Annotated in this window: 12 protein-coding genes; 2 read left to right on the top strand and 10 right to left on the bottom strand. The window is 47.8% G+C overall.

Annotated features, from left to right (window positions below; translation table 11 throughout):
* Positions 1-47 precede the first annotated feature (47 nt).
* The 4 genes from LDX50_RS12000 to LDX50_RS11985 form a co-directional block, all read right to left on the bottom strand.
* Positions 48-746 (bottom strand): hypothetical protein, encoded by a 699-nt coding sequence (locus LDX50_RS12000; protein WP_225698689.1) that lies wholly within the window; start codon positions 744-746, stop codon positions 48-50.
* A 365-nt stretch (positions 747-1,111) separates the two neighbouring features.
* Positions 1,112-2,578 (bottom strand): sulfatase, encoded by a 1,467-nt coding sequence (locus tag LDX50_RS11995; RefSeq protein WP_225698688.1) that lies wholly within the window; start codon positions 2,576-2,578, stop codon positions 1,112-1,114.
* A gap of 338 nt (positions 2,579-2,916) precedes the next feature.
* Positions 2,917-3,396, bottom strand: a complete 480-nt coding sequence (locus LDX50_RS11990; protein WP_225698687.1) for a VOC family protein — start codon at positions 3,394-3,396, stop codon at positions 2,917-2,919.
* A 363-nt stretch (positions 3,397-3,759) separates the two neighbouring features.
* Positions 3,760-4,422, bottom strand: a complete 663-nt coding sequence (locus LDX50_RS11985) for a hypothetical protein (RefSeq protein WP_225698686.1) — start codon at positions 4,420-4,422, stop codon at positions 3,760-3,762.
* Positions 4,423-4,647: 225 nt separating this feature from the next.
* Between LDX50_RS11985 and LDX50_RS11980 the strand changes: the two genes are divergently transcribed.
* Positions 4,648-5,049, top strand: coding sequence for a nuclear transport factor 2 family protein (locus LDX50_RS11980; protein WP_225698685.1), 402 nt, complete (start codon positions 4,648-4,650; stop codon positions 5,047-5,049).
* A gap of 534 nt (positions 5,050-5,583) precedes the next feature.
* On the opposite strand, the gene LDX50_RS11975 is transcribed toward LDX50_RS11980, so the two are convergent.
* The 4 genes from LDX50_RS11975 to LDX50_RS11960 all read right to left on the bottom strand — a co-directional run bounded on the left by LDX50_RS11975 (position 5,584) and on the right by LDX50_RS11960 (position 9,388).
* Entirely contained in the window at positions 5,584-6,153 is a 570-nt protein-coding gene (locus LDX50_RS11975; protein ID WP_225698684.1) for a hypothetical protein, read from the bottom strand.
* A gap of 217 nt (positions 6,154-6,370) precedes the next feature.
* Entirely contained in the window at positions 6,371-6,979 is a 609-nt protein-coding gene (locus tag LDX50_RS11970) for a hypothetical protein (protein WP_225698683.1), read from the bottom strand.
* 247 nt (positions 6,980-7,226) lie between these two features.
* Positions 7,227-8,030 carry a DUF3298 and DUF4163 domain-containing protein gene (locus LDX50_RS11965; protein ID WP_225698682.1) on the bottom strand — a complete coding sequence of 268 codons (804 nt, stop codon included), beginning with the start codon at positions 8,028-8,030 and terminating at the stop codon, positions 7,227-7,229.
* Positions 8,030-9,388 (bottom strand): PhoH family protein, encoded by a 1,359-nt coding sequence (locus LDX50_RS11960; RefSeq protein WP_225698681.1) that lies wholly within the window; start codon positions 9,386-9,388, stop codon positions 8,030-8,032. Before LDX50_RS11960 ends, LDX50_RS11965 begins: the two co-directional genes overlap by 1 nt.
* 112 nt (positions 9,389-9,500) lie before the next feature.
* Between LDX50_RS11960 and LDX50_RS11955 the strand changes: the two genes are divergently transcribed.
* Positions 9,501-9,671, top strand: a complete 171-nt coding sequence (locus LDX50_RS11955) for a hypothetical protein (RefSeq protein WP_225698680.1) — start codon at positions 9,501-9,503, stop codon at positions 9,669-9,671.
* A gap of 268 nt (positions 9,672-9,939) precedes the next feature.
* On the opposite strand, the gene LDX50_RS11950 is transcribed toward LDX50_RS11955, so the two are convergent.
* Together LDX50_RS11950 and LDX50_RS11945 are read right to left on the bottom strand one after the other, a co-directional pair.
* On the bottom strand, positions 9,940-10,635 hold the full coding sequence (locus LDX50_RS11950; RefSeq protein ID WP_225698679.1) for an AlbA family DNA-binding domain-containing protein: 696 nt from the start codon (positions 10,633-10,635) through the stop codon (positions 9,940-9,942).
* Positions 10,632-12,134 (bottom strand): sigma 54-interacting transcriptional regulator, encoded by a 1,503-nt coding sequence (locus LDX50_RS11945; protein ID WP_225698678.1) that lies wholly within the window; start codon positions 12,132-12,134, stop codon positions 10,632-10,634. The genes LDX50_RS11950 and LDX50_RS11945 overlap by 4 nt, the downstream gene beginning before the upstream one ends.
* Positions 12,135-12,137 lie beyond the last annotated feature (3 nt).

The raw sequence follows: 12,137 nt of genomic DNA, 5'->3' as shown, positions 1-12,137 counted from the left end.
TTTTTCGTCCAGCGTGCCGTAGGTACGCTCCGTGTGTAAAGAAGACCCTACAAAAACAACGGCCGAATATAATCCACCACCCATTGCCCGAGGAGGCTTCCCGGGTAAAGGCTGAGTGCATATGCGATAAGTGAAACCACCGTGGCTTTAAACACCCGGCGATAGGCCAGCAGGTCATATGCCAGTATGGAGAGAATGGGGATGATAAATAGAAACAGCACAAAATAAATGACCTCGCTGGGAGCAATGCCAGTCAGTTCCCAGAAGCGTGCGATACCAGCCGGACTTAACATGATCATACTCATCAGAAAATAGCGCTTATGCGCATGTGCCTTTTTCCGGTTGACAAATCCCAGCGTTGCATAGATCAGCCCCATGATAAATAATACGATCTCGGAACTCATTATTTCAAAGGGTATCTCTTCTTCCGGTGTATTCACCCGGAAAACAGCATAGATGCCAGTCAGGAAGACGCCAATAACGATTGGTATTCCGGATGGTCCGAGGATCATGTGCCATTTTACCTTTTTGCCGGTGATCAGAAGGCATTGTACGCCAAACAATGCATACCACAAGCCCCCGAAGACACCATGTATGACGGCGATCAATGGTAATCCGCCTTCATTTTCTATACGCACAGAAGCAGTGTATGAGAACCCGATAAACTGCGTGATCAGGAAATAAAAGGCGTAGAAGAGGAAGAAGTAGTGGTCTGACTTTTTTGTGGGGATCGATTTGAGCTTCATTAGGGGTGAGATTGATTCCAGATTATAACATAATTAATTTATGGTTAAGATTTTTACTGAAGCCTTGAAAATGTGTGGAATACGATTGGTGTTGGCGGAAGGCTGTTCCGCCTGTCCTCCTACCTAACGGTAGGTAAACCGGCAGGCAGGGATCTCCTGTTGTATGCAATGAACTGGGGGATCCTGAGACAAGCTCAGGATGACGATGAAGAAGGACCGGCCCGGGCCATGTCCGAGGAGGCAAGGCCCACCCCCAACCGTCTCCCCGCCTTCGCTAAAGCTACGGCGGACATGCCCGCCTGCCCGGCTGTGTGCGCCGAAATGCAATGAAGGTGTGCGAGGGCAATAACCCGGCTGGTTAAGCCTTATTTCCTCCCCGCCAACCGCCTCATTCCATCAAACCTCTCCCGCATTTCTCTCAGAACCTCACCATAGGCGCGATCACCCGCAAGGTTCAACAGCTCCTCCGGATCATTCTCATGATCATACAATTCTTCATGGGTGCCTCCTGCTTCATTTTCCCATCGCGTATATTTCCACCGAACACCGGTCAGGGCGCCGTCTCGTCCTCCATAGCTCACAGTGTACGCATAACGTTCTTCTGCCTGACGACCCGCCAGCATCGGCACGAGGCTTTTCCCCTGGAGAATAGGAGGCAGGCTGTCCTGTAGTCCGCACAATTCCGCGAGGGTAGGATAGAGGTCGATCAGCTCTACCACCTGGTCTGCTAACGATCCGTTGCTTTGTTTATACGCCGGAGCCGAGATGATCATCGGAACGCGGATACTTTCTTCCCAAAGGCTTGTCTTTGACCAGCAGTCATGTTCACCGAGATTAAAGCCATGATCCGAAATGAATATTACAATAGTATTTTCCCGGGCGCCTGAGCGGTCCAGTGCATCCAGCAGCCTGCCCACCTGCTGGTCCATGAACCGTACGCTGGCCAGGTAGGCACTGATAGTTTTTCGTTGCTGTTCCTCGGACATACCCCAGACATGCTCATTTCGCAGCCGCAGTGCCTGATCCGGCACATTTTCCAGTCCGCTCACTTCAGGCAATTCCATCGATTCGGCAGGATATTGGGCGAAGCAATTCTCTGGTGCGATCAGGGGGACATGAGGCCTTACCAGTCCGACTGCCAGGAAAAAAGGTTTATCTGCCTTGAACTTTACCCGGTTGGTGGCACCATCCGGGATCTTACCGGTCCGGTTTTCCAGGATGGCGATAGCCTGGGTAGTGGCCACATAATCTGTTTGGCCAGTCTCAAGTTCGTCCGGAAGAATCATCCGCGCGAAATTGGAGCCGTAATGATTATTCTTGGGTGACAGCAATTCCAGTTTTCCCGGACTCATGGTTTCGGGACCCATCACATTGTGCGCATAATCCCAGGACTCCGGGATATCACCGCCTGTTTCCCCCCGTTCAATTCCGCCGGGGACGCCCATATGAAAGATCTTGGAAACACGGGCTGTGTAATAACCCATTTTTCGGAAGAATTCGGCCAGTGAAGGGTGGTCTTTTAGTTCCGGCGTAGCGGCTTTATAGCTGCCCAGCTGGAAGCCATTTCCCAGAACGCCATTGGTTTCGGGATATAATCCACTCATAAAGGACGACCTTGACGGTCCGCATACAGGGTATTGCGAATACGCCCGGGTAAACTTCACTCCCTGTTTGGCAAGCCTGTCAAGGTTCGGCGTATGATCGCTGACGTCCATGTAAGGGCCGATTTTGGTATTCAGGTCATCCGAAACGATCAACAGGATGTTGGGTTGCTGCGCTGAAGCATTCAAGCCGATCAGGATGAAAAACAGCGAGAAGAGGACTCTTGTCATTTTAGTTTCAGGTTGAAAATGGCGTTGACAATATAAGTGAAATATTCTTCGACACCTCCATACGTCCCCCCTCGAGGGGGGATTAAGGGGGGTGTCTTCCCTCAAGGGGGACGTAGGGGATGACGATAAAGAAAAAGGCCTGCCCGGCTCTGTACGCCGAAATATAATGAAGGCATGCTCCGTACGCCGTAATATTATGAAGGCGTGCTCTGTACGCCGAAATATAATGAAGGCATGCTCTGTACGCCGAAATATAATGAAGGCATGCTCCGTACGCCGAAATCTAATGAAGGCATGCTCCGTACGCCGAAATCTAATGAAGGCGTACGAGGGCCCAACTATTTTTGTTTGTAATCATTCACTTCGAGCCAATATCCATCCGGGTCCTGGAAGAAGGTCTGCCGCACCCCATCCGGACGTTGCTGAACCTTGTGTTTTTCGCCTCCGCCGAGAGTGCCATACCAGATATCATTCTTTTCTAAATGTTCGAGGAAGGAATCAAGGTCTGTAACACTCATGGCAAAATGATTAAATGTACTCGGGGCGATCGTCACACCCGGAACTTCACCCATATGCAGTTCGAGGTTACTTCCCAGTTGAAGGAACGCCTGGTTCTCCGGAAGCCATGGAGCATCGATTTGTTTCAGTCCGAGGATATCCATATAAAATTCTGAACTTTCAGTGAAATCACTGACGACTAATGTGACATGCTGTAAGGTGATGTTTTCCAACATCTTATTTTGCGCATTCAGACTTCCAAAAACCATGAGTAGAGAGCATAAAGGAATTATTATCCATTTTGAGAACTGATTTTTCATGATGATTAAGGGGTTGGTGAGTGTTCCTTATAATAACATAAAAAACTGAGATTTATAAATTCGTTGCCGGACATAGTAGAAGACTTAGAATGCCCGTAAAGTGTTTGGATGGAAAGGCATACGTTGACATGGACTGCACGATTATTTCCGCCCACTGAAAATGAGTACTTTATTACTCTTCACAATTAACCACTTTTCAACCCGACAATCATGAATCATGTAGAGCACCTTAAGGGCTTGGTTCAGGGTCGCCCGGGGGATCACATTTTTACATTTAAATAGATCACAGTCCGGCGCCCGGATGAATCCCTGGATCGGGATTTCCGCGAGTAATCCTGGCCCGACTCCGGCAGCTTTAGTCGCTCACTGCTCATAATATTTAATGGCATGGAAAATATGCATATTTATTACCAACATATTGGATTCATAGGATACGATATTCCCGTATTCGTCGACTTTGAAATTATTATACCTACTGTTTAAGGTAGTGGGCTCTTCAGCGTCCGCGGAGTACCATTTTCGCGTTACAATCCATAGTCCGTCATATATATACTCTTCTTTCCATCCCCATGGCTCGTCCCATTGTATGATTCTTCCGACCGAATCCAGTTTTACTACCGCCCTTATTTCGTTGGATTCATTGATGATTTGGTAGGTACTATCGTCAATCCAATTATACTTCTCGCGGGTGACGGAATCATTTCTTATTTCTGCACTTACCACTTTACCATCTTTATGAAAATAGGTGGTGGCCGTATTAAAAATTGAATCACTCACAGACAAGGTCTCTCCATTTTTATTAAAGTGAATGATTCGGGTATTCATATGATTTTTTTCATTGGTGAATGAGTTGACCCGAAAAGTGGTTTCAGTTATTTCTTTAACCGGCCCTTTCAGCCCAATCATTGATTTGCTGATATATTGTGAATGAACAGTGCCATTCAGCATAATGAAAAATGACATGATAGAAATACGTAGAATCAGTCCTGTATAGTCTATTTGGAATTTCTTGAGCTTCTTATTCATTATGATTTGAATTTAAAAGTCATAGTATTATAATAATAAAAATATAATTGAAATATAAGATCTCCATTGAATAGGATTCTTAATATAATTTTTATTTGATCTACTATATACTGCCTGTTCAGGAGTGGGTTGCAAGACTTTATTTAGGCTGAAGTAATAGGTAAATCCACTGAAAATGAGTACTTTATTACTCTTCACAATTAACCACTTTTAAACCCAACAATCATGAATCATGTAGAGCACCTAAAGGGCTTGTACGCGGCATTTGGCCGTGGCGAAGTGCCCACAGTACTGGGAGCAATGGACCCCCAGATCCAATGGAATGAGGCCGAAGGAAATCCGTATGCCGCCTCCGGTACCTTAAACGGACCCGATGACGTCCTGAATAAATTATTCATGCGTCTCGTCGAGGAATGGGATGATTTCACCGTGACGCCAAAGAAATTTTACGGCCTCGGGGATACTGTCGTTGTAGAAGGCCGCTATACCGGAACGTATAAGGAAACCGGTAAGAGCCAGGATTCACCCTTCTGCCATGTCTGGAATTATGAAAATGGTAAAATCAAAACCTTCCAGCAATACACCAACACTGCCGCGCTGCAGGAAGTGATGGGGGTAGCCGTGTAGAGCAGGTAATAGGGTGTAGGGAGACTGCCAGCTCATCTGTGCTCGATTAACCTTGAGTTTGTCCGTCCAGTGCCAAAATTCATCCCTTCCTTCAGGGTAGGGACGGGGTATGGATAACCAATGATAACGATTAATTATCCGGTGCCGTGCCAACAGCATCCCTTCGGAGTAGGTACGACGCATGCCTGCAAAACGCTGTGATGTTTTATCTAAATAGGCTCAGGCACTCTATAACAATGAAATCTCTGGCTACGTGAAGGCGCAGTAAAAAATGCGTGCTGAAGGTACGCTACATATGTAGCAGGAATTTGGCTCTTATTGATGCGTGCCGTAGGTACGCTCCGTGAAATAGGCCTCAATGGGAAGTCTTCGGATAGTGACCCACCTTTGCTCATACCCTTCGCGGGGCGGAAACCCGCCTTCGCCAAGGCTATTGCGAATGACCCACCTACGCCAAGGCTACGGCGGGTAGAAAAAAAGGCGCCTCCAGTAATGGAGGCGCCCTAACCTTGAACTTAATCCTAACTTTAACCTTTAAATCTGTCCGGCGGCGATGTTACCGTTCGGTGCGCGGTTGATCGCGTAGCCTTCAACGAAAGCTGTTTCGTTCTCCTGATCGATGGATACTTTCACCCATCCGTTGTACGACTTGCCGTCTTTTACCAGCTTAATGCCGATGTACTGTGCTCTGTCGCCCGACCAGGTACCGCTCCATGATTCCCTGGAATCAGAGTAAACCTGCTCGATGATTTCGCTGGCGCTGGCCGACCAGGCCACGTTGCCCAGTTCCGCTACCGGCATTCCATCCTCGTTGATCGCTGCGCTTCCTTCAACCGAAAGCACTTCGTTTTTATTTAACGCATTCACAAGATATTTAGTGTGAATGTCCGCCTCGTTCGATACCATTACAGTAGTGAACATAAAATCATTGGTTCCATCCTTGTCTGCGTCCAGGTAGAAGCTGTTTCCGAATCCGAATGCAGCAGGTGTATCGTAAGCAACGTGCGCAATGACGTTGCGGCTTTTTTCAATTTCCTTCTTTTTTTCTTCACCTGATCCCCAGGCAATTGAAAGAAGTAATGCTGTTGCTAATAAGAGTTTCATTGTGTTGTTGTTTTGTTGTTTGACCTGTGTATTTGTACGTTAGACTACCGCTGTAGTTCCATTGTTACAGGCAAACATGATGAGCGTACCAACAACATGGTAAATGGATTTTAGCCGTGTTAAAAAACTGGATTCGCTTTACTTTTTTTAAGATCTTGTAAAACTTCCTGAGGTGTGTTCTGGTCTCAATAAATCACTACTGACTACTGACTACTGACTACTGACTACCTACCTGCCGGTAGGCAGGCTGACTACTTGCTAACCCTTCACTGCACATCGCATTAACTCTTTCGAGCAACACATCCACATCATTCCTTCTGATCTTGCCGGTCTCCCGAAGATACATATCGAGCGTTGAACAGGAATTAGCGAGTGTCTTGATGTATTTTTTTGGATTGATGCGTACAAGTCCTTCAGGGGTGACTTCAAAATAAATTTCACGAATAGAAATTACCGGAGTATTCGGACCGGTTTGCTGAACCTCTTCCTCGTAAGATTTGAAAACATTCACTTTACCTGAGGCCAGCATTGTGCCGATGGTGTGGCGATTATTGCGTAAATCGATAAGTGACAGGTATTCCTCATCTTCTGCGATCCGGATGGAAACGATATCTGATTTAGGCAGTTTGACCCTTTCCCCATCTGCCCGGCCTATGATATACTTTCGGTTGTCCTCCGGAAGGACCAGTGAACCTTTGAATTTGCTGAGACGGTCGGTGATCTCATATTGATCCCCACACTTCATGGTTACAATGATTTCCTGCTTTCGCTGTCCGTATGCGAATGCGCTGCTTAAAAGGATCGCCAGAATCAGTAACCGTTTCATTGCTTTGTTGGGTTGAATAAAGTTAATGCGATTTTGGATGAGAACCACATTTCTGATTGTTATTTAACCAAAACCTATGCCCAATTAACAATAAAATCCAGTGAAGAGTTTACTGAATGGCATACAAAGTCGCAAGCCGCGTCCCCCCTTGAGGGGGGTTAAAGGGGGTGTTTCCTCAAGAGTGAAGCAAAGGCAAGCCCGGTAGGCTGACTACCTACCTACGCTCAAGCTCCGGCAGGCGAGCTGACTACTGACTACTGACTATATCCTTCAGTTCCACCCAGGGAATATCAATAGTAGTCGGACCCGCAGAATACGGGGCGATCTCGTAATGGTTGAAATAGAACAGGATCTCATCCTTCAGCAACGCGAAATTATCCGGGTTGAAATACCGGTCGCCCTCAAATGAAAAGCCGCTGGAGGCAGGGTCTTCGTCGGCACCGAGATTCCTGATGTCGCGGAAGGTATTCAGCGAGATCTTATTCAGTATTTCTTCATAACCGGGTTTGAAAAGATCATCGAGTGTGATCTTGTCACCGGTAATCGGATCAAAATTCAGGAATTGTAAATTATAGTTGCCGTGCGCGCCGCCGGTATATGCTTCCGTCTGTATCCGGATCACCAAAAAAGCGCTGTCATTCCGAAGAACCTCACCGCTCACATTCATCTGCCATCCGAAGGCATCCGGAAAGCTGGTGGCGAGATTACGGTAATCGTCGATGAATACATCTGCCACGCCATTCAGCGACTGATCCTCTATGGAATCATATCCGAGAATTTCCATTATCGATGCCTCTATTTCAGCATTGATCTTATCTGATGCCTGTGTCCGTGCGGTATCGGCTACCGTCTGGTACAGAAATGCCACCGTCGTACAGGTACGTGAGGTATCTGTTTCGCAATTGCCGTACTCCCGGTTGATACTTTGTGTCTCAACCGTAAAAGGCGGGAAATATTCGGATGAAGGCGTTTCTGTTGGTGGACGTTCGACGTCACAGCTGCTGATGATCATTGCAGAAGCAAACAGCAGGATAAGTATTCTGTACATCATTATAATAATTCGTTCGCCAGGTTTGCCAGCTCACTTCGTTCCCCTTTCTCAAGTGTAATATGTGCATAGAGCTCATGATCCTTCACCCGGTCGATCAGGTAGGACAGACCATTGCTCTGCGAATCGAGGTACGGCGTATCGATCTGATAAATATCCCCGGTAAAGATGATCTTCGTATTTTCTCCAGCCCGCGTGATGATCGTCTTCACCTCGTGCGGCGTGAGGTTTTGCGCTTCATCCACAATAAAGCAGATGTTCGACAGACTTCGGCCACGAATGTAGGCGAGCGGTGTGATCACCAGCTTCTCCTGGTTCACCATTTCGGTGATCTTCGAATATTCCTTGTCAGACTCATGGAATTGGTTCTGAATAAACTTCAGGTTATCCCAAAGCGGCTCCATGTAGGGGTTCAGTTTCGATTTGATGTCACCCGGCAGGTAGCCAATGTCTTTGTTGCTTAACGGTACGATCGGACGGGCCAGGTAGATTTGTTTGAATTCACGCTTTTGTTCGAGTGCGCCGGCAAGAGCCAGCAGTGTTTTTCCGGTACCGGCCACACCCTGGATCGTTACGAGCTTCACATCCGGGTTCAGGATCGCATGGATCGCGAAGGTCTGCTCGGCATTACGCGGCTTGATGCCATAGACAGAGCGTTTTTCAACGTGTTCCACCTGGTCCATGATCGGATTGTAAAATGCGAGAACCGATTTCTTGCCGTTTTTCAGGATGTAGTAGCCGTTTTTGTTGGGCTTGCTGGTGCCAAGGCATCCGCGTGGCGAAATCGCGCCTTTTTCGTAAAGTTGATTGATCTTGTCAGGGCTTACCTTTTCGTTGATATTGATCCCCCGGTAAAGCGAATTTACGTTTTGAACTTTTCCGGTGTTATAATCTTCGGCCGGAAGGCCCAGGGATTTCGCTTTTAGACGCAGGTTGATATCCTTTGAAACCAGGATGACCTTTTTTGACGGGATTTCCTGCTGCAACTGCAGTGCGGCATTCAGGATCCGGTGGTCGGCCTTGTCCTCGTCGAATACCTCACTGGCGTCGATCTTGCTTTTGGAATACATCAGCACCTTGAACTTACCCTTGTTGGCCGAGCCATTGAGAGGGTTCCAGTCCTGAAGCATCTTGCCATTGGCAAGCTTGTCGATGAGTCGGGTGAATTCACGCGCCTCAAAATTCTTGGTATCGTTACCTTTCTTAAAGTTATCGAGTTCTTCGAGGACGGTGATGGGAATTCCCACATCGTGCTCCTCAAAATTCATGATCGAGTTGTGTTCGTAGATGATTACGGATGTGTCGAGGACGAATATTTTCTTCTCTTTCTGCCCGCTTTCAGTCTTCTTCGCTCTGGCCATAGGGGAGGGAAAAAATTAAATGCTAATTGATTCAAATTTAGGAATCTGTCGCAAAAGACAAACAACGAATGCGGTTTTAATTCAATATTTTATTTTGGGGATGCTTTTATGCATGGAGCTGTTATGCCAGGGACATAACCACCCACTTCCGTCATCCCTGTGGAACTCCCTGGGATCGGCGGCGATAGCCGGGGATAATCAGGGAGTCGGGCAGGCCTGCCTGCCGGTAGGCAGGGACCTTTGTCCGTCGCTAATCCTTTATTTGTTTGTGCCGAAAGGCTAGATGATGGATGAGTTTCTATCCTTTGTGAGGGCCCACTATAGATCCCAGTCCGACTCCCGGGCTAAACCCGGGAGATTCCACTGGGATGACGATAGAAAATGAAGGCGATTACAGGAGGCTACTTTTAGGACTCTACATACTGACTACCTACCTACGCTAAAGCTCCGGCAGGCGAGCTGACTACCTGCCTACGCTAAAGCTCCGGCAGGCGAGCTGACTACTGACTACCTACCTACGCTAAAGCTCCGGCAGGCGAGCTGACTACTGACTACTGACTACTGACTACTGACTGATAAAGGTCTCCCTTCTCCGTCGGCACGATCTTCAACACATTCGCCAGTACCAGCAGTATTAATGTGCGTGAGGCACTGTATCTTGATACCTTGGCGAGTTCGGCAAAACCATCGAGCGTGATTGTTCCGTTCTTTTCCAGGTAATCGAACAGCATCTTTTCCTTGTCGCCGTAGTTGAATTTGATATTCTTACCCTGCTTTTTCCGTCGGATGATCTCCTTCATTTCCCGGCTTGCCTGAACACTTTTGTCATCGGCCCGTACATAGGCACGCTTTCCCGGAGGCGGAACTTTCGCCCTCCGCCCGTTCACGAAGCGCGGGTATTTGTCCTGTTTCTCTAGGACGAAGTGCGGACTTTTACTGCTGCTGGGTATAAAAAACGATACCACCGAAAGGTCGTCGGTAAGCGGAACGATTTCCCATTTGTATTCAACCTTCGGCTGTGTGAGTTGATCTATCGCGGCCTCCAAAACATATACATGATCCTCAGGGTGCTTCAGACCCGGGATCGACCCGTCATCATCCACGCCGATGAATACATAGCCGCCATCGGAGTTGGCAAATGCCACCATCTCCCGGACGATCTTTTCCGGATGGGTGGCCTTTCGCTTGAATTCAACAGTATGCGTTTCCCCACCCTTAACGAGGTTTCGAACTTCTTTGATCGTCATATATTGAATTCGTCTTCATCATCATCGTCCTCATCGTCATCGAGTGAGAACATGCTGCTCAGGAGATCTTTGAATTGCAGTCCGCGCGCTAACGGATGTTTGCTCAGCATGCTGTATTCTGCCAGTCCGTGCAAGGCAAACTCCATCAGGAACAGTTTCATTGCCTTATCCTCTTTTTTATGGAATTTATCAACGAGCGCTTCCAGTCCGGGAACGGATTTCAACGTCTGCTCATATTCCTTGTCAGTAAAATCATTCAGCAGATCTACGGTATGCTCATCACCGAACCAGTTCGTGATTTCCTTATACGGATTATCGATCTTTTGCTTTCGCACTTTCTCGGGATCCGGAAAGAAATGCGTGAACTGAGTCCGGATCGCTTTTCCCACCAGGTTATGGGCTACTATACCCGGACCTTCCTGCTCGCCTTCATACACCAGCTCAACCTTTCCGGTAATGGATGGAATCACACCATAGAGGTCGCCTACGCGGACATGCGTTTTATTACCCTGGTGCAAAGCACGACGTTCAGCGGCGCTGAACAGGTTTTCCATTCCGGATATGGTCAGTCGGGCGGAAACCCCGCTCTTGGCATCAACATATTCACTCTCGCGCGCCTCGAAGGCAATCTGCTCCACCAGGTTCCGGGCTAAATCGGTCATAACGACCATATCATTCTGCTCCGGTTTGATGTGGGCTTCCTGGTCGGTGATTTTACGGCCAATCTCAATGGATTTGGGGTAATGGGTGATAATCTGACTGTCGATACGGTCTTTCAGCGGCGTCACGATACTTCCGCGGTTCGTATAGTCTTCGGGGTTAGCGGTAAAGACAAACTGGATTTCCAGCGGAAGACGTACTTTAAATCCGCGGATCTGCACATCACCTTCCTGCAGGATATTAAAAAGGGCCACCTGGATCCTTGCCTGCAGATCCGGAAGTTCATTGATCACGAATATTCCGCGATGTGCACGTGGAATAAGTCCGAAATGGATCACCCGCTCATCCGAATAGGGGAGTTTGAGTGTTGCGGCCTTGATGGGATCCACATCACCGATCAGATCAGCAATGGAAACATCGGGGGTTGCCAGTTTTTCAGTATACCGGTCATCCCTGTGCATCCAGGTGATGGGTGTATCATCGCCATGTTCTTCCACCATATCCATTCCATAGCGCGAAATCGGATCGTAGGGATCATCATTGAGTTCAGATCCCTTGATCACCGGGATATATTCATCCAGCAGCTGGATCATCATGCGCGCCATGCGTGTTTTCGCCTGTCCGCGTAAACCCAGCAGGTTGATATCGTGCATCGAAAGAATGGCACGCTCCATGTCGGGGATTACAGAGTCCTCGTACCCATGGATGCCCTCGAAGACATTATGTCCCTTCAGAATATTTTCCCGAAGGTTGTCCCGTAATTCCTGTTTTACACTGCGTGATTCGTATCCGCTCTCGCGAAGTTCACCGAGCGTCGATATTTTAGTTTGTTTCGTCATGTA

The organism is Fulvivirga sedimenti (assembly GCF_020328055.1).
Note: the sequence above shows the minus strand (reverse complement) of the source record. Positions and strands in the feature narration are given on the sequence as shown.